Source organism: Paenibacillus massiliensis 2301065 = DSM 16942, from assembly GCF_000377505.1.
GTDB classification, from domain to species: Bacteria; Bacillota; Bacilli; order Paenibacillales; family Paenibacillaceae; genus Paenibacillus; species Paenibacillus massiliensis.
Map to the genome: position 1 here is coordinate 116,692 of NZ_KB898193.1, position 22,233 is coordinate 138,924.

Sequence of the window (22,233 nt, forward strand, 5' to 3'; positions counted from 1 at the left end):
ATACTATAATAATTTCGGATCAGCATAGTGCTTGAATGGAGTCAAGTGCCAATGGTTGGCACTGTAATATGTCCAGCACCACATCGGAATCTCATAATTTCAGTCTATGCCGTAATACACCATGCTAAAGGGGAAGTGGTTCATGAAGAAATCTCGAGCTGTTACAAGAATTACAAGCATCTTTCTCCTGAGCGTTATGTTCACAGGACCTCTCGGATGGATCGTTGAACCTGCCGAGGCGCAATCGAGCATTGACATTCAGGCCGTTGAACTGCCGTTAATGGACAACTGGTTGGTTGTGTCCACCACAGAACAACTCGTCTACATCAACGAGCATCAGGAGCAGTATCTAGACAACCACATCCGTCTTGATCACGACATTGATCTGACGGGAGTCTCCTGGATTCCACTCGGCGGCAATGAATATGCTCCGTTCAGCGGGATATTCGATGGGCAGGGCCATACAATTACAGGCCTAGTCATTGATGGAGATACCCGCACCAATGTCGGCTTCTTTGGCGAGGCATCTGGAAGCATCCGCAATGTTAACCTTGAGGTGGATATTACTGGCGGCTCAAGAACAGGCGGGGTTACTGGCTACCAGTCTGGGGGGAGCATCGAAGGAGTCTATACGAAAGGCAGCGTGACGAGCCTGACAGCGCTTGACCCGAACAAGGTTATTAGTACAGGGGGAATTACCGGGGGGCTCATGAATGCAACAGTCAATCGTTCCTCCTCTAGTGCCTCTGTTACCATTGGTTGGGGTTATAACATGTATGGCGCAGGAATTGCCGGTTTTAGCTCGGGTAGTACCATCAGCGATTCCTATTTTGATGGTCAGGTACGCAACGTAGCTGATGTTGGTAACTCGTTTGTGTTTTCAGCAGGAATCGGCGCCTATTTTCACAGTGGCGCAGGTAGTCAAAATACCATTAAGAATACGTACTCACGTGGTTACATGCATCCCGACAACCCCGGCTCGTTTACGGATAGATCCGCGATTATCAGTTATCCGAGCGGCACTGACATTTACAGCTCCTACTTCAATCAGGAGACTACAGGTGTCAGTGCAGGGGTGGGTAGCTACTATAATACGGATACATTCGAAGCTGTGCGGAAATCGATAGCGGAAATGAAACAACAGTCCACTTATAGCGGTTGGGATTTCAATCAGACCTGGAATATGCATCCGAGTGTTAACGATGGCTATCCTTATTTTCGTCCGAAGATACTCACCGAGGAGATCCAACCCGCAGTAGCCGGGGAGCCATATTCCCAGAAATTATCAGGATGGGACGGTGCGCATGCAGGGCTGACCTGGAGCGCAACAGGTCTTCCGCCAGGCATGAGCCTAAGCCCGACAGGAGAGTTACAAGGCATACCGCTTCAACTCCTGCCCGGCAACATGAAGTACATCGTTGTCGTCACAGCAACTGATGTAGGGGCTGCTGCCGCTGTGCATTCATTTCAGCTTGAAGTCAAGACGAAGGCACCAGAGCTTGTGAATGCGTCAGTTCAACCGGGAATCGCGGCAGGCTCGACATCCATTATGGCTCTCCCTCGACAGGCAGGACATACCTTTGCTTACGTACTCAATCATGCAGAAGCTAGTCCTCCGTTGATAGGAGACACACTCCCGGCAGATGCAATACCATATATCCCGGGAATGCCTATCCCCGGCGTGAGTCCCGGGCAGACCTTGGATGTGTACGAGGTAGATAGTCAGCAGCGCATACAAGGATGGCAGCGCTTCGTGCTGGAGGAGCAGCATATTCGACAGTTCATCCCTGTCAGCAGCATTCGTCTTGAGCCGCCTGCCCTTACTCTAATGGTTGGGGAAGCACCCACCCAGCTCATCCCAACCCTTGAGCCGGCTGAAGCCACCAATCGAACCGTTACTTGGCTATCCAACCAACCAACGGTAGCTTCAGTTAGTCCAAGCGGAGAGGTGATTCCCCTGGCACCAGGCGAAGCTGTCATTACGGCTACAGCTTCGAACGGCTCTACTGCGGATGCTATCATAACAGTGATACCTGCAACTGGCACGGTAACGGGGTCTGTATACAGCAATGTGAGCAGTTCCGTCTATGACCCAGAGCTGGTTCCGCTGACTGGTGCAGCAGTATCTATAGGCAGCAACAGGTCACTCACTGATGATGACGGAATATTCCAGCTCGATCAGATTCCCGTGGGTCTACAGACTATAATTGTAGAAGCCTCAGGATATAGAACGTTCGAACAGACCGTGAATGTTCAGAGAGGAAAGAGCACTGACACAGGGATGATCACACTCATGCTCAGTGAGACCTCGGAGCCTGAGCAGCCGCAACCTGAACCACATCCAGGTCCTGAGCCCGAGCCGGAGACGCCTCAGCCTCAGCCTGAACCGGAGCCCGGACCCAAACCGGGAACACCGCCTGTGAACGAGCCTACACCAGAGCCGGGACCATCTCCTGCACCAGATCAGGGCTCCAGGGACCGCGACGATCGTTCTTCTAATATGCAAAGTTTCCCAACAGCCTCATCATTAATAGAAATATCTATGAATGATCAGAACGTATGGGTACCAATCTCATCGGAGACAACAGCTGACGCTCAGAAGGCCATTCGCCTGAAGCCTGATGCCGCCTCACTGATCAAAGCGTTCAATGCTAGCCATGAATTGCTTATTAAGGTGGATGACAGCAGTAGCCCAGTTGTATATCTCGATCTGCCTGGTGAGGCTCTTCTTGATATGTTGAAGCAATCTGAAGCGAATGCAATGAATCAGGGGATTACGCTCGCAGTAAACAATGTAAGTTATCCATTACCCTTGGATCGCTTACGTAATCTTGGACCTACTTTGGAGGTCAACACCGTGGTTACAATGGTAATTGGCCATGCTAATGCATCTACGGTCAGCCGTCTAGAGGCTGTCCTCGCAGAGCAGGGTGCCAAGCTCATCGGCAGTCCTGTTACTTTCTCGCTTGAAATTAATGGACAGACGTCAGACAGCCTGGACAATATGAAACCGAGTATACACACACCATTGTACTCAAAGCGTTCGATGGCCCTGCCCGTTCCAGTGGACCCGACTCGCTCTACCGCTGTATGGGTGGATACCGATGCCACGATTCACTTTGTACCCACTTTATTTCATGCCAATGAAGCCATTAGCGAAGCTACAGGGGTAGGTGAACATGAGAAGGACAATACGAGGAATTCGTCTATGAAGACTTCTGCTGTAGCAACGATCTATTCGCCGCACGATGGATTATTTGCGGTGATTACATCTAATCATGTCTTTGCAGATACACATGGGCATTGGGCGCAGGACGATATCGAGCTGATGGCCAACAAACAAATCGTGCAGGGGGAAGGGAACTACATTAGCCCAGATACTCCCATCACCCGTGGCGAGCTGGCAACGCTGCTTGTTCGCTCACTAGGGGGAATTGAATCTAGTGCAGCCAGTTCTTTCACCGATATATCAGCGCAAGCCGGGTATGCCAAGGCTGTGAGTACAGCCCAAGGGATGGGCTTGATTGAAGGGTATGATGATGGAACCTTCAGACCAGACGCTTTTGTGACTCGTGAGCAGTTGGCCGTTATCCTCTCGCGAACTCTCACACTCACAGGGAAGATGCCCCCGTCGAGATCGGAAGGGCAGGAGGTATTCTCCGATCAGAAACAGATAGCTGCTTGGGCTGTCGAACCCATAGTCCAACTGCTAGATTCCGGTATCATTCGCGGCACAACAGCAGCAGAATTCTTACCTAAGGAGCCTGCAACCCGGGCCCATAGCATAGTCATGCTAAAGCGAATCCTGCAGCATCTGGAGTACATGAACTAATACTCTGACTGATACTGATTTAATGACTGGAGAGCGGGGGCGTTGGCGGAGGCAAGTAAGTCCACCCGTACGACACCCTCGCCTCGTGACCCATGCGGAACCTTAACCGCATGGGTCTTTTTCCATGTATATACATACTTAAAAGGTTGCTTCTATGATCGGCTTCGGAGCAGACTGTGCCGCCACATCAATGTGTTGGACTGGTAGCGCCGAGCTTTAGAGACTAATCGACAGTCATTCTGTCTCCCCGGGTCGTTGGCTGCGAGATGACAAGGAATTCTACATCTGCCTCCGATACATTAAGCATCTGGTGAGGAATCTGTGGCGGCACCTCTGCTCCTTCCTGTGCGTGCAGATTTACGATCTCTCCGTCAATCTCCAGCGTAGCTATCCCCTTCAATACGAAGAAAAACTGACGGGACACCTGATGCACATGTCTGATCTCAGCCGTGTGAGGCGGCATTCTTTCGTGAATTACACTGAGGTCCTGACCCTTAACGAGATGCCAGCCATCGCAGACCTCTCCCCATACATAATGCTCTGCATTATGCTTGCTGATGCTCAGTTCGCCGCTCTGTTGTACACTTGATTCTCTCTTGTCTTGCTCCACTTGCATTCCCCTTCCTTGTTGCCTGTAGCATGAAGTAGTTCTTTCTAGCTTAACTCAATATATTACACAAATTTAACAGCTCCATCACATCATGTCACGGACAATCTGGTCTACATGCGTGAAGGGCCTTGAAAATCTATACTCGGCGTATGCTCTCTTCCTTCACACATGCTCTATTATGATTTGCAGTCGTATTACCTAGGCGTTACAATAGGGACAACTTTTCGCTTACACAAGGATGATGTCATTATGCTCGAACACTTCGTACTACCGGACGGAAGGCTGGATTACAGCAAGCTGTGGTGTGGCAGACATGAGATATTATACAAAGGACTGGGCGGACGAGATGTGGAGCGATTCTACATTTCTCGGGATCAAAGCTATATCTTCAAGCCCGTCACTCAGCAAGGACAGCAGCATAAGGAACGCTGGGTTCACGATCATGTCCTGGCGCATTTTCCTCCTATTTATCCTCAGATCGTGACACACTCAAGGATGGATACAGCGCCTCACAATAGCTGGCTCATTCTGGAGGATGCTGGCCCCCTTACGCATACTTTCACCATGGAGACGGCACAGCAAGTTGCGAAGCATGCCGCCTGGTGGCATGCACTGCCGCGTGCTTCTTTTCCTGAGCTGGGTCATCAAGGGCCGAAGCCAGCCATAGCACAGATGAAAGGGCATATCCTGAAGCGGCAAAATGAAGTAGTAGAGCTGCTCAGTGATCTCCCGCTAGACGAGCAAGCAATTCAGCTCATACTCCAGCTTCTGCATGATTACCAATGTCCCTCAGAGCTGGTCATGTCACACGGTGATCTGCATCTGGGCAACTATGCCCAGACTCCGCACGGACTGGTGATTCTGGACTGGGAGCATGCTCACTGGAATACACGCTACTGGGATCTGATCCACCTGCTGGATATGTCCCATCCGCTATTTCCAAAACGCATTACACCTGATATACGTAAGCAAGTACTGCACGGTTATCTGGCGGAGACAGTATTACATGGGAGTGCGCTGGATGCACAATCCTTCATGCAGCAATACATGATGTCCGTCTGTGTGCTGTCACTCTGGATGCTTCTGCTGATTGAGACAGATCTGAGGCAGGAACAGGGACCATGGCCGAAGCATGCACTTCGAAGACAACGAATCGAGACCACAGACAGTCTCATCCAATGCGCGACGGAATTACTTAAGGATATTGATAAAGGTAAGGTGGCTGGTTAATGAACAAAGTAGGATTAATCATGCGAAAGATCCAATTCAGCGAGGCGCAGGGACCACGAGTATTCGCGGAGCGTCTGCGGCAGATCGGTCAGGAGCTGGGCGTAGAGATCATCTTCATATCTCCGGAGCGGCACGTCAGTGGCCATGACTGGATTCCTGGTTACGAGCATGAGAAGGGTGATCTGGTCAACTATGATATTGTGCTGGACCAGATCTATAGCCAAGGGATTGAGCACGTCATCTATACCGTCTCTGGCTTTACTTTTCTAAATATGTTCCTGAAAAATAGTGTCCTGTTCCCTCACAGCTTTCCCGACCCGGCACTGACTGGGTACGAGATGATGAAGCCATTTTACTCCATTGTAGACAAGGCCATCGTCCAGACTCCTTTTCTGAAGCGGGAGATGGCTGCACAGTTCGGCGTGAACGATGTGACGGTCATTCCCATAGGCTTCAATGAGCAGCTGGTAACCAAGCATTTCGATCCAACCGGCATCGTAGATAATCGCATTCTCTGGATTGGTCGGGATGAGGCCAACCGTCGCCCTGATCTGGTGCTGGAGTATGCCAGACGTAACCCCGACAAGGAGATATTCATGGTGTTCGGCGGGGAACGCTATCGGGAAAGCATGAAGAAATACGATATTCCGCATAACGTGAAGCTTCAGTTCGCCTTGACACAGGACGAGGTCTTCTCGCTCATGAACACAGCCAAGGTATACTGGAGCTGCTCCGCCTTTGATACCTTCGCCATGCCGCTGACAGAAGCAATGGCCATGGGGAAAATAATCGTCAAGCCAGAGCATCCCTGCTATGGTCACATTCGTGGCCCCCATGCCTTCGCAGGCAATGAGGCGAACTGGTTCGAGCTAGTCAATATGGCTGCCTCAAGTCCGATCAGGACCTCTCGTGAGCACCAAATCTACGCTCATGAGCAATTTTCCAGCCGAGTGATGAAGGAAGGCTATAAGCAATTCTTTGAGCGCTGGCTAAGTCATTAGGCTCACACATCCTCCTTGAGGAAAATAGATCAGGTGGCTGCCTGACAATCCTCCTTGCGCAACTTTAGAGAAGCAAAAGAAAGTCCGCTAACGAAGACCGGGTACCTGGCGAACCCGTCCTTGTCTAGCGGACTTTCTATTTCAATATCAATCTATATTACGTCGAAGGTCCCACCCGCATTTAATCAGGTCAAGCTATTCGTGTGTGAACCTGTGACTTAAACTAGCCTCCAATAACGAGCTTATTCTGCTGCGGATGGAGACGGCAATCCCAATGCCTCTGCCAGACGTGTACCGAATTCAGCATCTGCCTTGAACCAATGCCCCACCTGACGAATCTTGATCTCTTCCCGTTCTACAGGCTGCATAGCTCCTGCAATATTAGCGATCAGACGCGAGCGATCCTCTTCGGACAATAATCGGTACAAATCTCCCGCCTGGGTGTAGTGATCATCCTGATTGTAATCGGTGCTGTCGGCCATGCCGGATACCGCAAATGGTGTTGTCTTGTGCTGTGGCGCCTCCTGCGGACCACCAAAGCTATTCGGCTCATAGTATACGGCATGACCACCATTGCCATCCGAGCGCATCTGTCCGTCACGTTGATAATTCTGTACTGGGGCAGCAGGACGGTTAATCGGCAACGTATTATGGTTCGCTCCGACACGGTAGCGATGAGCATCGGAATATGCGAACAGGCGGCCCTGTAGCATTTTATCCGGTGAAGCCTCGATGCCTGGCACAAAATTCCCGGGCGAGAAAGTCGCCTGCTCTACCTCGGCAAAGTAGTTCTCCGGGTTACGATCCAGTACCATACGTCCAATCTCAATCAAAGGATAATCTTTCTGCGACCAGACCTTGGTCACATCGAACGGATCCCAGCGGTAGGCTGCTGCCTCATCGACTGGCATAATCTGCACACTCACCTTCCAGGATGGGAAGTCTCCCGCCTGAATCGCGTTGAACAGATCCTCCGTATGATAATCCGGGTTCTCGCCTGCCAGCTTGGCCGCCAGTGCCACATCCAGATTCTTGACTCCTTGCTCTGTCTTGAAATGATATTTCACCCACACAGCTTGCCCCTCGGCATTCACCCACTTGAACGTGTGGCTACCGAAGCCATGCATGTGACGATAAGTAGCAGGAATCCCGCGATCTGAGAACAGAATCGTCACCTGATGCAGGGATTCAGGGGATAGTGACCAGAAGTCCCAGACCGCGTTCGGATTTTTGAGATGCGTCTGGGGATGACGTTTTTGCGTATGAATGAAATCCGGAAATTTGATCGCATCACGAATGAAGAATACAGGGGTATTATTGCCCACCAGATCATAGTTGCCTTCCTCGGTGTAGAACTTCACAGCAAAGCCGCGTGGATCACGTACCGTATCGGACGAGCCCAGTTCACCAGCTACTGTCGAGAAGCGAATAAATACCGGTGTACGCTTGCCTACCTCTGACAGGAATGCCGCCTTCGTATATGAAGCGACATCAGCGGTCACCTCGAAATATCCGTGTGCTCCAGCACCCTTGGCATGAACCACCCGCTCTGGTACACGCTCGCGGTTGAAATGTGCTAGCTTCTCCAACAAATGTACATCTTGAATGAGTGTTGGTCCGTTGCTACCAGCTGTCATGGAATGCTGATTATCTCCTACCGGAGCTCCCCAGCTTGTCGTCATGTTCGATTGTCTGTTCATGAGATCACCTCGTCTTTAATATTTCGAGCGGAGCATATCTGACTGAACACTGTGACTGAATACAGTGGCTGCGTCCTCTATGCGTTATTTTCGTTATGGTTCACTATAGCAGAGATCATTCAAAAATCAATCTTACTTTAAAGTAATTATAAACTAGGCGAAAAGAACCAAAATCCCTTATATATCAAGGGCTTTGGGATTTTTGAAGAGCATATTAAAGCTTCTATTCATCTATTCTTCATCAGAATTTTAACTATTGTTCATGAGAACTTTATCTACTGTTCATTTCATCGTGTGTGGAACCCTAATGGATAGACGAGCACGGGACCTGCTTGTTAGGAATGAAGGAAATTGGGTAAAAAGATGGGTATATGAGTCCTCTTCGCAGGGAACAGATAAGACACACGCCAACTAACACTAATCGTCGTATGTAAGCTTTCACATGTCTGGCTATTGGAAGCTACTTCTCGAAGTCGTAAGCTGACTTACGAATACAAATCGTATGGTAGAAGCTTCGGCTTCAAATCAGGCAGGTGACGGACACTCGTGCTATATGGCTTGAACTAATAGAAGCTATTCTGTAGTTCAATTGATGTAGATCGCATAAGAAAGCGTAAGGGGAAGTGAAATGATGAGCATATCACATGAACAACGTCTTGCTTTGCACGGCTTCAACAATCTGACCAAGTCACTCAGCTTCAATATGTATGACATATGCTATACCAGGACCAAGGAGGAACGTCAGGCTTACATTGAATATATTGATGAACAATATAATGCCGATCGGTTGACCAAAATCCTGAAGCATGTGACCGATATTATTGGGGCTCACGTCCTGAACATCGCCAAACAGGACTACGATCCACAGGGTGCTAGCGTGACGGTGCTCATCTCAGAAGGACCTATCACAGATGTATCCAAGGAGACTTACTCCGAATCTCCAGGTCCGTTACCTGATTCCATCGTCATGCACCTGGACAAAAGTCATATTACCGTTCATACGTATCCTGAGTATCATCCCGATGAGGGGATCAGCACCTTTCGGGCGGATATCGACGTGTCTACCTGCGGAGAAATCTCCCCGCTGAAGGCACTCACGTACCTTATCCATTCCTTTGATACAGACATTATGGCGATTGACTACCGGGTAAGGGGATTCACACGTGATGTGAATGGACACAAGCTGTTCATTGATCATGATATTAGCTCCATCCAGAACTACATTCCTGCGGATGCCCGCGATATGTACGATATGATTGATGTGAATGTGTATCAGGAGAATATCTTCCATACTAAATGCAAGCTGCGTAGATTCGATCTCGATAATTACCTGTTCGGATATACGAAGGATAAGCTATCTGCAGAGGAGCAGTCGGAGATTACCGAGCGCCTGAAGATAGAGATGGATGAGATCTATTACGCGAAAAATATAAAATGACTATAACAAAAACCTCCCAGTCCGGTCTTTACCGCGACTTGAGAGGTCTCTGTGCCGTGCAGCTTATATTCATGGCTCTGCTACCGTCTGGAAGGATCTGAGGGGGATTCCTGTGGTACCGAAGCTGACACATTCCTTTACCGTACCTTTGCGAACCATGTACTTCAAGTAGCTGCGAACGGTCGTGAGACTGATCCCCGTTTGCTCTGCAATCTGGCGGGAGGTGAGCATGGCCTGATCGCCTCCCAATATCTCTTGAATGCGTCCAAGAATGGCCGGTTCCATCTCTTTTTTGAACATCGTTGTATTGGAAATGCTACTGGACTGCAACTTATTCTCGGGTAGTCTCGTCTTTAGTACGGATAACGAATCACGACGCATTCGATACTGCCGATAGCTCTGAAGAGTATCCTGCAGTCGTCTCGTATCGAAGGGCTTCATCAGATACCCGAAAATATCCAATTGGAGTCCCTTCATCATATAGTTCCAGATCGGCCCATTCAGAACTAATACGACATCACAGGAGAGATTCATCCGATCCATATGATGCAGCAATTGCATTCCTGATCCATCAGGCTGGCTTACCTCCAACAGGACGATATCAGGCTGCTCTGCCGAGATACGTTCCAGTGCACTTGCACTATCATCGGACAGGCCGATAAGCTCATAGCCTTCGAGCATGGTGACCGTAACTCCACATAGAGAGGCGATACCGTAATCATCTTCAACAACGAAAGTACGCAGAGGTGCGACAGACATCATGTTCCCCCTTCCAAAATGACTGTACAACCGTGATTTTTGTCACTATAATCTATGGCATAGTCACTCACCGAGCTGCAAAATACACATGCTCCTCACGCGTCTAGGTGAATGTACCCAAATTCTTAATACCAAGCATAATACAATCCACTAACACTGAACATCATGAATTTTGATTTTTCGCAAAGATCATTTGAAAGCGGTATCAAAATTACTACTTTAGTGTTATATACGGATGCTTTTCGTTATGCTTCGGAATCAAGCTATTAAAAAATTGTACAAGGGGGGCCTTCAGATGCAGAGCGGAATCGGCGGAAAGAACATCATTTTGCGTCTTGAAATTTCCATTGAACAGGTTAAATTTGGACAATTAATCACCCTTATCAATGACAATGGTGGGGACGTCATAGCCATTGACGTCATACGTACATCAGAGAGTGTTACCGTGCGAGATATTACTGTTACCTTCACTGATCCAACCATCATTGACCGGATGCTCGAACGGATTCGGCAGACCCCTGGTGTACGAGTGCTGTCGGTTTCAGACCGCACCTTCCTCCTCCACCTCGGGGGCAAAATCGAAATGCAGCCCAAAGTCCCGATCCAGAACCGTGACGATCTCTCCAGAGTCTACACACCTGATGTAGCCCGTGTATGTATGGCTATTCACGAGGATCAGACGAATGCCTTCAAGCTGACAATCAAGCGAAATACGGTAGCTGTGGTCTCGGATGGTAGTGCAGTTCTGGGACTGGGGAACATTGGACCCTATGCGGCTATGCCGGTCATGGAGGGGAAAGCCATGCTCTTCAAGCAGCTCGCTGGCGTTGATGCCTTTCCCATCTGCCTGGACACTCAAGACACCGAAGAGATCATCCGTGCAGTCAAACAGCTTGCTCCAGGCTTCGGAGGGATCAATCTGGAGGACATTGCGTCTCCCCGTTGCTTCGAGATTGAAGAGCGGCTGCGTGAGGAGCTCGACATCCCGGTATTCCATGATGATCAACACGGCACAGCTGTCGTGCTATACGCCGGATTAATCAATGCACTCAAAGTCGTGAAAAAATCCCTGGCAGAGGTCAAAATTGTCGTCTGCGGCATCGGGGCGGCAGGTGTAGCCTGCACCAAAATCCTCCTCTCTGCCGGGGCAACGAATATCGTGGGTGTAGATAAGAATGGTGCGCTCTCCGCCGACCAGCCTGACCCTCACCCGATGTGGGAATGGTATGCCCAGCATACGAATCCTCACCGGCAAAAGGGCTCGCTTAGTGAGGTGCTGCGCGGAGCTGATGTCTTCATTGGCCTGTCTGCTGGCGGCATCCTCCAGCGCGAGGACGTCATGGGAATGAACGAAGATCCAATCGTCTTCACTATGGCGAATCCGACTCCAGAGATTCAGCCAGAGCTCATCGAAGACGTGGCTGCTGTCATAGCGACCGGGCGCTCGGATTATCCTAATCAGATCAACAATGTGCTGTGCTTCCCCGGCATCTTCCGTGCAGCGCTGGACTGCCGTTCTGGCGAGATCAACGAAGCGATGAAGCTTGCCGCATCCGAAGCCATTGCTGGCACCATCCGGCCTGAGGAGCTGAATCGTCTCTATATTATTCCAGGAGTATTCAACGAGGAGGCTGTACAGCGGGTCCGGCAAAAGGTCATTCAAGCTGCGATGGAGACTGGTGTAGCTCGCCGGATTCCACGCGATTTCCGGTAGCCGTTACTGCGGCACCTTCGTAGTAACATATCAAATTAGCATGTTACGTTAACATATGAAAGAACCTTCGTGTCCACAACTAACGTGGATATCGAAGGTTCTTTTCCTGACTCGTATTTTCCTGAACTCCTATTTTCTGAACTCCTACAGCTTCCAGCGCTTAAAGAAGCCATTCGCGCGATTGGCGAATTCCTCAAGATTCATATTGGCTTTATCCAGCCGATTATACCACTTCTTGATCGTATCCAGAATTCTCGCAGGGATCGGCTTGCCCGAGATCCTTGGATAAATGGTGCGATATGCCCATACAAGATGCTCCCAGCGGTTATCATTTCCGTCCTTGATGTACTCCGATACATCCAGCACCTTGGCACGCTCTCCCTGTAACAGTACATTCTTGAGATGAATATCACGTGGGTTCAAGCCCTGTGCCCTCACATAGGTCCTGGCATCCTCTACATCCTGAATGACCTGCTCCGGGACTGGAATGCCTTGAATAAGACAATCCAGCAAAGTAGGACCTTCCTCATGACTGATGACAATATAGTGAGCTCCCCTGCCGTAATATACCGGGAAATAGGGGCAGCCACGTAAGCGCTCATACACAGCAACCTCTGCTTCAATTTTGTCCTGAGACAGCTCGGAATAGATTTTAAAGGCATATCCCGGAAGCTCCTTCAGTAGAAAGACTGCCGCATCCGTACCAATGCCTATACACACCGCGCCCTGGGGATGACCATTAATATCGACAAGCTCATTGCCTTCTGTTCCTATAATCTCAATCTGGCTTATTATACGATCTGCTTGTCTCCAGTGCTCATCCATGTCATCGCCTCTTTTCGCTAATCAGATCTCGATCTTATGAGACATCAGCAGTCCCCGCAGCTCTTCATAGCTCTCGGCTGTACCGAATGGCATGTGCTCCGTCTCCGGCGAGGTGCGCCTGTGATTGAACCATATGACTCTCCAGCCAGCCTCGGATGCTCCGACCACATCATTGCGCCAGGAATCTCCAATGTACCAGCAATCCTCCGCAGCCGTGCCTGTCAGTTCATTCACTCTGTGAAAAATTCGCGGGTCTGGCTTCGCAAAGCCAACAGCACCGGAAATGAATATATGCTCAGGCGCAACATCCGTCTCCAGTGCCAAGGCACGGATTTTACTTCCTTGGTGATGCTCCGCTCCATTGGTAATGAGGCCCACCAGTGTCCCTTCCTCCCGCAAGGCTCTAATGAGCTCCCTCGCTCCCGGGAAAGGATCAATTCGGTATTGCAGCTCCAGATACTTCTCCTGAACATCTGCTGCCTCACTCTGGCTGAGCTTAATGTCGAATTCTTCTAACGCTAACATGAACCTTCTGACACGCATCGTCGCCAATTCCTCGGGACTGGGATCACGATCAAGAAGACCGTCTGCGTCAGCAAGGATATCACTGTAGTAGCGTATTCGGTGGTACGCCTGCTCAAAAGGAAAGCTATCCTCCAGCTTCAGTACATGCTGCAAGGCTTCACGCGTAGGCTGCAAATGGTCATACATCGTATCATCTACGTCAAAAAAAACGGCACGCGGTTTTTTGGAGTTACTCAGCTTCAACACTTCCTTCATTCACATTTCAACGTGATTTATCGACTATTATATAGTTAGCATCAGCCTGTCTTCAACTGGGATCATACCACGAGGGCCTGACCTGCCGAAAATAATTATGATCCTCCAGAACCTTGTCCATATGACCTTGCATCGTATCCATCGTCTCAGGTGCAGTCTTCAACGTCCAGACGACTGAAGAGAACAACGCCATTGCCGTATAGAGAGAATACAGCGTCCAAAATTCCTCATCCGGAGCCTCTCCATCCAGATATCCTTGAATCTGGCCGATGCAATAGGGAATGCTTACATGACGACCGAAGAAGCCCAGCTTGAGGAACTCATGAATTGGATCTCCCCAATCATAGCGCTCAAAATCAATGATTCCCGCCAGATGGCGGTCCTTCACGACAAGATTAGCGGGGTGAACATCATCATGCTGGAATAGATTCGGTCTGTCCTGCATATAGCGAATATGCTCATCAATGAATGCAATAATTCGATCCTCATTGTTGATTCTTAATGGACAAGCTTCATATTGCTCCATATATCTATAGTGCTTGCGCACCTTGCGCTCATACCAGGAAGATACGTCCTCCGGCGCCTGTAGCTGATGCATTTTACGAAGCTCTACTCCCGTCTCGATCCCGATGTGTAGCTGCTCCGCATCCGAGAACTCCGGTAAATTCCGCTCCGCATCCTCTCCATCTATATAGCTCACGAGCATATAACCAGCCCAGGATGTATGACCGAGCTCTAGCGCTCGGGAGGATTTCACTCCATAATGCTCCATCTCCTGCAAGATAGAAAATTCCTTCTGTTTATTGTCCATTCTAGCAGGATCAAACACACGCAATAATCGCTTCTGCTCTCCCTCGAGGCCTACAACGTATTTACGGTCACTAGAGAAGCCACCGTAGATCGGCAAGATCCGCGCCCCTTGCAGTGACGTAATCTCCTGTCCAAGGCGTTGGATCTCCTCAGCTACTAACCTGTCCATGATCGTTCCCCCCATATGATGATCAAAATTCTTCATAATGGTCGATACAATTCATTCGTAAACGCTTCATTTATGTCCGTCTCACTTTACAATTATAGCCATCTCACTATAGCAACTTCGTCTACTAGAGTTTACTTATACGTTCTCGAATCATGCCGAGGAGAGCCTCCCTCTCCTCTTCAGGAATCCATTCACATAGTCGTGCCGCTGCGACAGGCAGCAGCCATGCGTCAATGGATGCAGCAGTGAGGCCGGATTGAAGGAGATAATGCTGCTGGTATATCTCTAACAGCTGCTCCCTTACCTCATTGAACTGCTTGACCCGTTCGGCTGGCGTCTCGTCAGGCATTGTGCCATACATGAAGAGCAGCAGAGTTCTGGCCGCATCGCCCGCCGGATTCCCCTCCATACCTGTCATCCAGTCAATGATCCAATATTTCTCATCAGGGGCCTCAGACTCAGACAAGATAATATTATCTGGATGAAAATCCCCGTGACAGAGTCGGGTACCTGTCGGTAAGCTCTCCAGATATTCGTGGATGATACGCTTCTCGTCAGCCATGAGATAGACAGAATCGTGTACCTGCCGAGAAAGCAGCTTCTTCTGGGAACGCTTAACACCTGTTCCATCATAGGTATGCAGCTCAGCATGAATCACTGCCATTTGACGGGAATATTCCTGCACCTGTCCCGGATATCGTAGCATTCGCCCGAGCATGGTATGGCCTGCTAGGTACTGATATCGTATTCCAAGCCTGCCGTCGTATTCCTCCAGGTCATAGGGTCTTGGGGTGCTCACTCCTAGCTCATACACATACTTGCTGATCTCATACTCCACTCGCGCATCCCCTTCTGGGAAGCCTTTACGTAGCAGCTTGAGAATCGTTCTGGAATCGAGTGTATAGATATCCGCAGTTCTTCCTTGACCAACGATCTTCATGACCTTATCCCCCATTAGCCTAATGTATAAGCATTAAGTATGTAGAGCACTAAATATGTAATGCGTCAAAGTATGGAAATGGACGTCTGCAATTCATTATAACCTAATATAAGTACTTAGCTGTTAACAATCAGACAGGCTACTCTCCATAGAAGACACCGATCCAACACAAGCGATGACTAGATTACATACATTGTTAACAGAACTCCTGATCAAGAAGCATTCGGCTTGACAAATCCGATTTTTTACAAAACCATGCTTTATCCTGTACAATCCCTTAAGGGCGGATTCTCCCCCAGCAAGAACAGCGCTTCCAGGGATCTCGATATTCATCGTAACAGGTGCCATAGGGCCTTAACATATTATATTTTGTAAAAATATAAAGCTATCATACTGCGAATCATGATCGTATATATAGAAATAACCCATCAAGAGAACATGCACGGATAAGGAGGAATTAGCTATGAAGTCTGGATCTGGCGGTCTTTATGGCTCCGCTACATTACTGATCCAACAGCTGATTGAATTCGAAGAGGAGCTGGAGGAGCAACGACATTCACTGGAGTTCGATCTGGGCTTGATTATGGAGCGTGAGCGTGGCATGCGTGACATGTCTACGCCACCTGATGTTATTCCTTTCGCACGTGCGGGGGTGGATGGCATTCATTATGGCTTCTGCACGGATTTCGGAGCAATCAAGGACATAGGGACGGCCCCGATCGTAAGCGTATCCCCTATTCATCGCAACGGGGTATGGCTGGTCGCGCGCAATATGCAGGATTTCCTTAGTGTCGTATATACAGATAGTCGGCCTTTAACGAATTATTATCCGCATGCTGAGGACTATGTACGTCATACCCGTGAGCATGCGGCAGGAGTATGGGATGATCGAAAGTTGCTCGTACGTGAGCTATTTCGGGAACGCTTTGCGATCACCCCTATTCAGGATATGGAAGCCTATATCTCGGAGCTGCACAAAAGTCGCCTTGAGCAGATTGTCGTTGCTACGGTGAACAACCTTGGTATTGCTGCGCTGTCACCTGGCAGCACCATGCATCGTGTACTGGAAATCAACGAGCAATTCAGTTGGGAGCACGAGCAAGCCCAGGTACTGGAGCTATTTACAGAGGGAAGTCTTGAGGCGAGATTGGCATTCATTCGGGATGCGCAATTCTATCATTTGTTCAGAGACGCCCGTGTGCGTTGCTTCGTCGCTGAACAGCTCCGGCTTATGGGACTTGCAGAGGCAGCAGAGCACCTCCATGAATCATATTATTCCGTCCTACTTGAGCCCTGAACACCGGAAAGTTGCTTCCCTGCCCTTGAGCGTAACTCACTTGAGGAGCCGCTTGATCAGCTTCAGCTTTCCCGCGTAGGGTGGATATAGAAATGGCAGATTAAGCCGGGTGCTACGGGTCAGCACGCTTTTGTGATGCGAGAACGTATCGAAGCTATACCGCCCGTGATAGGAGCCGATACCTGAATGACCCACGCCTCCAAAGGGCAGCCGTGGATTAGCAACATGAGTTATCGTATCATTGATGCAGCCTCCACCGAAGGAGACCTCGCTCATCACTTTGTCCTGCAGCTGCTTGTTCGCTGTGAACAGGTATAATGCAAGTGGCTTGGGACGCTCACGAATGAAGCTTAGTGCCTCATCAATGGAACGATAAGTCATAATCGGTAGCAAAGGGCCGAAGAGCTCATCCTCCATACTGGCAGCCTGACCGTCGTCCGCATTAATTAGCGTAGGTGCAATGAAGCGGTCTGCCTCATCGCTCATACCTCCGTGAATAATTCGGCTGCGATCCTTCTCCAGAATCGCATGGAGTCGGTGGAAGTGGCCCTGATTCACAATTCGCCCATAATCAAGATTATGACGGATATCCTGTCCGAAGAAGCTTTCTATAGTCATGATCATCTTATCTATTAAAGCATGACGAACCTGCTCATGGACGAGCAAATAATCCGGTGCAATGCACGTCTGTCCCGTATTCAGCAGCTTGCCCCATATAATTCGCTGTGCTGCCACCTCCAGATCTGCTTCGCGATCGACAATGACAGGGCTCTTACCGCCCAGCTCCAGTGTTACCGGAATGAGATGATCAGCGGCAGCCTTCATGACAATTTTGCCGACAGGGACGCTACCTGTGAAGAATATATAATCAAATCGTGCATGAATCAGGGCGGTCGTGGTCTCCTTCGCACCCTCTACCACCTGTACATATTCAGGCTCGAATACAGAGCCGATAATCTCGCGGATGACAGCCGATACGTGGGGGGTGTGCTCGGAGGCCTTCAATACGGCGGTATTGCCCGCAGCGATCGCCCCCGTCAACGGCTCAATCAGCAGCTGTACTGGATAGTTGAATGGCCCGATAATGAGCACGACACCATAAGGCTCGGAAATGACCTGGCTGGATGCTCCGATCAGCTGATACGGTGTTCTGGCCTTTTTGGGTTTTGCCCAGCTTTTCAAGTGTCTTACGGTATGCGAGATACTATCCAGCACGAAGCCAATCTCCGTCGTATAAGATTCGAATTCACTCTTGCCCAGATCCTCGTACAACGCCTCAACTAGTCGGGGTTCATATTCCTTGATAGCCCTCTTCAGCCGCTGCAGGCGCTCAATTCTCGCAGTGACTGACCGCGTCGCTCCTGTTTCAAAGAATGACTTTTGCTGCTGTAGCAGCTCCTCTACCTGCGCACTGCTCCACTCCTGCTGTACATGTATGCTATCCTCGCTCATCTGCTTTTCCCTCCTTGTGTAGTGCTATTTCTTCTTGCCACGTGTGCCTTTCTCACGCTCTTGCTATCAGAGCAGAGATTATAGACAATCTTCCTCCAGCGCAGCTACAAGCTCCTTCAGCCGCTGTACCGATGCTCCCAAGGAAGCTGCATAGTAACGCTGGGTTCCTTTTTGCTCCACCGTAATTAGCCCCTTCTCCAGCAGCAGCTTGAGGTGATGTGATACGGCTGGCCTGGATAACTCCACATGCTCCGTGATTTCATTGACGCTTAATGCACCTCGTTCATTCAGAACGAGCAGTATTCCTTGTCGATGGGGATCACTCAATACCTGAAAGAGTGGAATGCACGATTGAAAAATCGCCAGTGCTCGTTGTCCCATAGCTATCCTCACTTTTCTATATAAAAATTTTCCGAACATAGGATCATTCGTCAGATAATTCGTTCAAATGTTTAAACCTTTAAACGTTATACACATCATACTCCAACCCAATCGTCAAAATCAACCCTCCGTTACGTTACATTCACATCCTCTTTCACTTCATGTTACAATGAGTGTCATATGGCTGTGCAGCTCGTTAGAGGCCTAATCCTGCTGCCTGTCCCAAGCTCAACAGATCGAAAGAGAGATGGTTATGAACAGCGAAGCCTATTCCAGATATCACATTATAGAAGTCTGCCTGCTCGCAGCCAAGGTCATGCTACAAAGTGGAGCCGAGACCTATCGGGTAGAGGACACCATGAGCCGTATTGCAGCTGCATACGGTATTTATCATTCACATAGCTATGTAACGCCTACCGGTATTATTTTCTCGACGGACGGCACTGAGCCAGCCAAGCTGATTCGCATCATGGAACGGACTACGGATTTGCACAAGGTTGCCGAGGTAAATGATATTTCGCGTCGTATTAGCGCAGGAGAGCTGTCACCAGAAGAAGCCATGAAGCTGCTCAAGGATGTCGAGGATGAACCGCTAGCCTACACTATGAAGGTCCAATTAGCTGCTGCTGCTCTGGCAAGTGGGTGCTTCATGATCATGTTCAAGGGGACCTGGATCGACTTTCCAGCGGCTTTCATTTGTGGAGGGGTGGGATTTGCTGCGGTGCAGTATTTCCAGCGGCTGGTGCAGGTCAAATTTTTCGCCGAATTCACCGCGTCGTTCCTGATTGCATTATGCGCTTATTTGTTCGTGCTTGGCGGGATGGGACAGCATATTGATAAGATCATCATTGGCTCGGTTATGCCACTCGTTCCCGGTCTGTTGATTACGAATGCGATTCGAGATCTGATGGCAGGTCATCTGGTCTCGGGACTGTCGAAGGGAGCCGATGCTTTCCTGACCTCCTTCGCGATTGGAGCCGGCGTAGCGCTTGTCTTCTCGATTTGGAAGAACGGGGTGATCTTCTGATGGTAGCTCAGCTCATTACAAGCTTCATCGCCTCTGCTGCCTTTGGGATTCTCTTTCATGCCCCTCGCCGTTCCCTACTGCTATGTGGACTCGTTGGTATGGTGGGCTGGATCGTCTACGATCTAAGTGTGGGCAACTGGGATTCCGTGCCGGCGACCTTCGCAGCCACCTTTGTCATTGGTGTCGTGAGTCAGTTCTTCGCCAGGCTGTACCGTATGCCCGTGATTGTGTTCAGTGTCGCAGGAATGATTCCGCTCGTGCCTGGGGGAATTGCTTATGATGCCATGCGGCATTTTGTGCAAAATGACTACAGTGCCGCTACGGAGCTTGCTGCGCAGGCTCTCATGATCTCTGGCTCCATTGCGGTCGGGCTGGTGCTGTCGGAGGTATTTAACCAGATGCTGCGGCGGCGCTCTTTCAAGCTTCCACGAGAACAAGGGAAGAATTGAGACAACATCACAGCTATGAAGGCTGAGGATATGTAACATGAAGCTGTAGGTGGGGCGGCTAGTACCTTAGGCCATCAAATGTGAGTATAGAGTCGCTCCAAGCGGAGAGCCCTGTCGACCATTGTTAAGCTTGCTACTTACAAGTGCGCTAACTATATGGAAAAGTATCCTTCTTAGCCCACAGTCTGTATATCCATAATCCAGACTGTGGGCTAAGCTGTCTGCTGTGCCTACTCCACTCGCCTGCCTACAATCACCAAGTCGCGTTCAATACCATCCAGTACCGCTATACGCGGATAATGCCCCCATTGTTCAAAGCCAAATTTCTTCAGAAGTGCCAGACTCGGCTCATTATGGCCAAATACGAAGCCTAGCAGTGTGTTCACACCCAACTGTGGACACGCCTGCAGAACATGCTTGACCAGGCGGCTACCCGCTCCAATCCCTCTTGCTTCCTCATGAACGTAAATGCTTAGTTCCGCTGTCCCTTTATAGGCAGGCCTTCCATAGAAGGACTGAAGGCTGGCCCAGCCCATCATGCGTCCATGCTGGCGCAGTACCCATAGCGGTCGCTCATCGCGCTTATGCTCCTCGAACCACGGAATTCGACTCTCTACCGTTATAGGCTCCAGATCAGCCGTTGCCATTCTGCCCGGAATCGTAGCATTGTAGATATCTACAATAGCCGGAAGGTCCTCACGCTCCGCATATTCAATCACAAAATCCTGTTCCATCTTTGCGCCTCCACTCTGCACATTTCATACGTATGAGTTATATCAGTTACCTATAAATCTGGATTGCTATATTGTACAGGAACACGGTACAAGCGTCACCTGTCTATCTTGTCTAGCCTATCCGACTTGTTCATACTGTTAATGTGTTGTATTCCTATACCGAGCATTCCATAAGCCTTCTACTACTTCGTTCACATACGACTTCGTTCACATATTAGTTCGCTCATCCTTTTTGCATCCTGCATTCGCGCTACTTTATAATACAATTAACTAGGATTTGTATAGCTTGTCGCTTAAAAACAGATAAGGAGGTATGATTCATGCCTATCAGCTCACATGTAACTGTACTTAACGTTCCTATGGAATCAACCTTTGGACCTTCGGTTATTCATCCTGTCCTGCTGAAGGATCAAGATGGTCTGACTCTGGTCGATACCGGCATGATCACCCAATGGGACCGCATAAAGGATGCCATTGCCGAGCAAGGCGAGGACTACAGGCAGATCAAGCGAGTGATCCTGACCCATCAGGATATTGATCATATCGGCAATGTACACAGCCTGTTGGACGAGCTCCCGGATACAGCATTATTGGCTCATGAAGACGAGATCCCTTATTTGACAGGCGATAAGCCTTTTATAAAAATGACCCCGGAACGTATCTCGCAGCTCCAAGGGATGATGCGGCAGGATGCGGACGCCCTTCTGGCTCGCTTACCGGATCTGCGATTCGTCAAGCTGCTCCAAGACGGTGATGTCCTTCCTTATGGGGGAGGCATCCAGATCCTTCATACCCCAGGACATACGCCTGGTCATATCAGTATCTATGTTCCTCGTGAAGGGCTGCTACTCGCTGCCGACGAGCTACGGGTGGTGGATGGAGAGCTTGTCGGCCCGATGGAGGTAGCCACACCGGATATGAAGCAGGCTATTCTAAGCCTTGATAAGCTTCTGGAGCTGGAGATCCGGCAGATTTTGTGTTACCACGGCGGACTTTACTCCGATGATGATACCGCTAACACACTTCGCTCATTACGGGAGTCACTACGATAACCTTCCTTGAGAGTAGCCAAAGCTGCATATCCC

19 protein-coding genes are annotated in these 22,233 nt (G+C 49.5%); 9 read left to right on the forward strand and 10 right to left on the reverse strand.

Going from position 1 to position 22,233, the window contains the following annotated elements:
• Positions 1 to 142: 142 nt before the first annotated feature.
• Entirely contained in the window at positions 143 to 3,832 is a 3,690-nt protein-coding gene (locus tag D328_RS30370) for an S-layer homology domain-containing protein (protein ID WP_018886526.1), read from the forward strand.
• A 223-nt stretch (positions 3,833 to 4,055) separates the two neighbouring features.
• On the opposite strand, the gene D328_RS0118490 is transcribed toward D328_RS30370, so the two are convergent.
• Positions 4,056 to 4,448 carry a cupin domain-containing protein gene (locus D328_RS0118490; RefSeq protein WP_018886527.1) on the reverse strand — a complete coding sequence of 131 codons (393 nt, stop codon included), beginning with the start codon at positions 4,446 to 4,448 and terminating at the stop codon, positions 4,056 to 4,058.
• Positions 4,449 to 4,691: 243 nt separating this feature from the next.
• On the opposite strand from D328_RS0118490, the gene D328_RS29400 reads away from it, so the two are divergent.
• Positions 4,692 to 5,672 (forward strand): phosphotransferase, encoded by a 981-nt coding sequence (locus tag D328_RS29400; RefSeq protein ID WP_018886528.1) that lies wholly within the window; start codon positions 4,692 to 4,694, stop codon positions 5,670 to 5,672.
• The gene (locus tag D328_RS0118500; protein WP_018886529.1) at positions 5,672 to 6,673 is read left to right on the forward strand and encodes a glycosyltransferase; all 1,002 of its coding nucleotides are present in this window, start codon (positions 5,672 to 5,674) and stop codon (positions 6,671 to 6,673) included. The genes D328_RS29400 and D328_RS0118500 overlap by 1 nt, the downstream gene beginning before the upstream one ends.
• Before the next feature lie 242 nt (positions 6,674 to 6,915).
• Here the strand turns inward: D328_RS0118500 and katA are convergent, their stop codons facing one another.
• Positions 6,916 to 8,373, reverse strand: a complete 1,458-nt coding sequence (gene katA / locus D328_RS0118505; protein WP_018886530.1) for a catalase KatA — start codon at positions 8,371 to 8,373, stop codon at positions 6,916 to 6,918.
• Between the two features lie 631 nt (positions 8,374 to 9,004).
• Here katA and speD point away from each other — a divergent pair.
• Positions 9,005 to 9,811: an adenosylmethionine decarboxylase gene (speD, locus tag D328_RS0118510; protein WP_025680446.1), complete on the forward strand. Its 807-nt coding sequence runs from the start codon at positions 9,005 to 9,007 to the stop codon at positions 9,809 to 9,811.
• A 69-nt stretch (positions 9,812 to 9,880) separates the two neighbouring features.
• Here speD and D328_RS0118515 read toward each other — a convergent pair whose 3' ends face one another.
• Positions 9,881 to 10,570 carry a response regulator transcription factor gene (locus D328_RS0118515; RefSeq protein WP_018886532.1) on the reverse strand — a complete coding sequence of 230 codons (690 nt, stop codon included), beginning with the start codon at positions 10,568 to 10,570 and terminating at the stop codon, positions 9,881 to 9,883.
• A 295-nt stretch (positions 10,571 to 10,865) separates the two neighbouring features.
• Here D328_RS0118515 and D328_RS0118520 point away from each other — a divergent pair, with 295 nt between their 5' ends.
• The gene (locus D328_RS0118520) at positions 10,866 to 12,284 is read left to right on the forward strand and encodes an NAD-dependent malic enzyme (RefSeq protein ID WP_018886533.1); all 1,419 of its coding nucleotides are present in this window, start codon (positions 10,866 to 10,868) and stop codon (positions 12,282 to 12,284) included.
• Positions 12,285 to 12,428: 144 nt separating this feature from the next.
• Here the strand turns inward: D328_RS0118520 and D328_RS0118525 are convergent, their stop codons facing one another.
• From D328_RS0118525 to D328_RS0118540, 4 genes are all read right to left on the reverse strand, one after another.
• Complete coding sequence (locus D328_RS0118525) at positions 12,429 to 13,109, reverse strand: protein kinase family protein (RefSeq protein WP_018886534.1); 681 nt, start codon at positions 13,107 to 13,109, stop codon at positions 12,429 to 12,431.
• Between the two features lie 21 nt (positions 13,110 to 13,130).
• Complete coding sequence (locus D328_RS0118530) at positions 13,131 to 13,889, reverse strand: HAD family hydrolase (protein WP_051091167.1); 759 nt, start codon at positions 13,887 to 13,889, stop codon at positions 13,131 to 13,133.
• A gap of 52 nt (positions 13,890 to 13,941) precedes the next feature.
• Positions 13,942 to 14,868, reverse strand: a complete 927-nt coding sequence (locus D328_RS0118535; RefSeq protein ID WP_018886536.1) for an aminoglycoside phosphotransferase family protein — start codon at positions 14,866 to 14,868, stop codon at positions 13,942 to 13,944.
• Between the two features lie 124 nt (positions 14,869 to 14,992).
• On the reverse strand, positions 14,993 to 15,808 hold the full coding sequence (locus tag D328_RS0118540) for a phosphotransferase family protein (protein ID WP_018886537.1): 816 nt from the start codon (positions 15,806 to 15,808) through the stop codon (positions 14,993 to 14,995).
• A 463-nt stretch (positions 15,809 to 16,271) separates the two neighbouring features.
• On the opposite strand from D328_RS0118540, the gene D328_RS0118545 reads away from it, so the two are divergent.
• Complete coding sequence (locus D328_RS0118545; RefSeq protein ID WP_018886538.1) at positions 16,272 to 17,105, forward strand: hypothetical protein; 834 nt, start codon at positions 16,272 to 16,274, stop codon at positions 17,103 to 17,105.
• A 36-nt stretch (positions 17,106 to 17,141) separates the two neighbouring features.
• On the opposite strand, the gene D328_RS0118550 is transcribed toward D328_RS0118545, so the two are convergent.
• Together D328_RS0118550 and D328_RS0118555 are read right to left on the reverse strand one after the other, a co-directional pair.
• Positions 17,142 to 18,557 (reverse strand): aldehyde dehydrogenase, encoded by a 1,416-nt coding sequence (locus tag D328_RS0118550; protein ID WP_018886539.1) that lies wholly within the window; start codon positions 18,555 to 18,557, stop codon positions 17,142 to 17,144.
• Positions 18,558 to 18,635: 78 nt separating this feature from the next.
• On the reverse strand, positions 18,636 to 18,938 hold the full coding sequence (locus D328_RS0118555) for an ArsR/SmtB family transcription factor (protein WP_018886540.1): 303 nt from the start codon (positions 18,936 to 18,938) through the stop codon (positions 18,636 to 18,638).
• A 253-nt stretch (positions 18,939 to 19,191) separates the two neighbouring features.
• On the opposite strand from D328_RS0118555, the gene D328_RS0118560 reads away from it, so the two are divergent.
• On the forward strand, positions 19,192 to 19,965 hold the full coding sequence (locus tag D328_RS0118560) for a threonine/serine exporter family protein (protein ID WP_018886541.1): 774 nt from the start codon (positions 19,192 to 19,194) through the stop codon (positions 19,963 to 19,965).
• A complete protein-coding gene (locus D328_RS0118565; protein WP_018886542.1) occupies positions 19,965 to 20,414 on the forward strand; it encodes a threonine/serine exporter family protein in 450 nt (149 codons plus the stop codon). Before D328_RS0118560 ends, D328_RS0118565 begins: the two co-directional genes overlap by 1 nt.
• Before the next feature lie 230 nt (positions 20,415 to 20,644).
• Here D328_RS0118565 and D328_RS0118570 read toward each other — a convergent pair whose 3' ends face one another.
• Positions 20,645 to 21,148 (reverse strand): GNAT family N-acetyltransferase, encoded by a 504-nt coding sequence (locus D328_RS0118570; RefSeq protein ID WP_018886543.1) that lies wholly within the window; start codon positions 21,146 to 21,148, stop codon positions 20,645 to 20,647.
• A gap of 320 nt (positions 21,149 to 21,468) precedes the next feature.
• Here D328_RS0118570 and D328_RS0118575 point away from each other — a divergent pair, with 320 nt between their 5' ends.
• Positions 21,469 to 22,200 (forward strand): MBL fold metallo-hydrolase, encoded by a 732-nt coding sequence (locus D328_RS0118575; protein ID WP_018886544.1) that lies wholly within the window; start codon positions 21,469 to 21,471, stop codon positions 22,198 to 22,200.
• Positions 22,201 to 22,233 lie beyond the last annotated feature (33 nt).

Bases quoted from the DNA above. Each gene is read 5' to 3' on its own strand.
- D328_RS0118555 (WP_018886540.1), bottom strand. From the start codon at position 18,938: ATGGGACAACGAGCACTGGCGATTTTTCAATCGTGCATTCCACTCTTT.
- D328_RS0118540 (WP_018886537.1), bottom strand. From the start codon at position 15,808: ATGAAGATCGTTGGTCAAGGAAGAACTGCGGATATCTATACACTCGAT.
- D328_RS0118520 (WP_018886533.1), top strand. From the start codon at position 10,866: ATGCAGAGCGGAATCGGCGGAAAGAACATCATTTTGCGTCTTGAAATT.
- D328_RS0118560 (WP_018886541.1), top strand. From the start codon at position 19,192: ATGAACAGCGAAGCCTATTCCAGATATCACATTATAGAAGTCTGCCTG.
- D328_RS0118530 (WP_051091167.1), bottom strand. From the start codon at position 13,889: ATGAAGGAAGTGTTGAAGCTGAGTAACTCCAAAAAACCGCGTGCCGTT.
- D328_RS30370 (WP_018886526.1), top strand. From the start codon at position 143: ATGAAGAAATCTCGAGCTGTTACAAGAATTACAAGCATCTTTCTCCTG.
- D328_RS0118550 (WP_018886539.1), bottom strand. From the start codon at position 18,557: ATGAGCGAGGATAGCATACATGTACAGCAGGAGTGGAGCAGTGCGCAG.
- D328_RS0118575 (WP_018886544.1), top strand. From the start codon at position 21,469: ATGCCTATCAGCTCACATGTAACTGTACTTAACGTTCCTATGGAATCA.
- D328_RS0118515 (WP_018886532.1), bottom strand. From the start codon at position 10,570: ATGTCTGTCGCACCTCTGCGTACTTTCGTTGTTGAAGATGATTACGGT.
- D328_RS0118565 (WP_018886542.1), top strand. From the start codon at position 19,965: ATGGTAGCTCAGCTCATTACAAGCTTCATCGCCTCTGCTGCCTTTGGG.
- D328_RS29400 (WP_018886528.1), top strand. From the start codon at position 4,692: ATGCTCGAACACTTCGTACTACCGGACGGAAGGCTGGATTACAGCAAG.
- D328_RS0118535 (WP_018886536.1), bottom strand. From the start codon at position 14,868: ATGGACAGGTTAGTAGCTGAGGAGATCCAACGCCTTGGACAGGAGATT.
- katA (WP_018886530.1), bottom strand. From the start codon at position 8,373: ATGAACAGACAATCGAACATGACGACAAGCTGGGGAGCTCCGGTAGGA.
- speD (WP_025680446.1), top strand. From the start codon at position 9,005: ATGAGCATATCACATGAACAACGTCTTGCTTTGCACGGCTTCAACAAT.
- D328_RS0118490 (WP_018886527.1), bottom strand. From the start codon at position 4,448: ATGCAAGTGGAGCAAGACAAGAGAGAATCAAGTGTACAACAGAGCGGC.
- D328_RS0118570 (WP_018886543.1), bottom strand. From the start codon at position 21,148: ATGGAACAGGATTTTGTGATTGAATATGCGGAGCGTGAGGACCTTCCG.
- D328_RS0118500 (WP_018886529.1), top strand. From the start codon at position 5,672: ATGAACAAAGTAGGATTAATCATGCGAAAGATCCAATTCAGCGAGGCG.
- D328_RS0118545 (WP_018886538.1), top strand. From the start codon at position 16,272: ATGAAGTCTGGATCTGGCGGTCTTTATGGCTCCGCTACATTACTGATC.
- D328_RS0118525 (WP_018886534.1), bottom strand. From the start codon at position 13,109: ATGGATGAGCACTGGAGACAAGCAGATCGTATAATAAGCCAGATTGAG.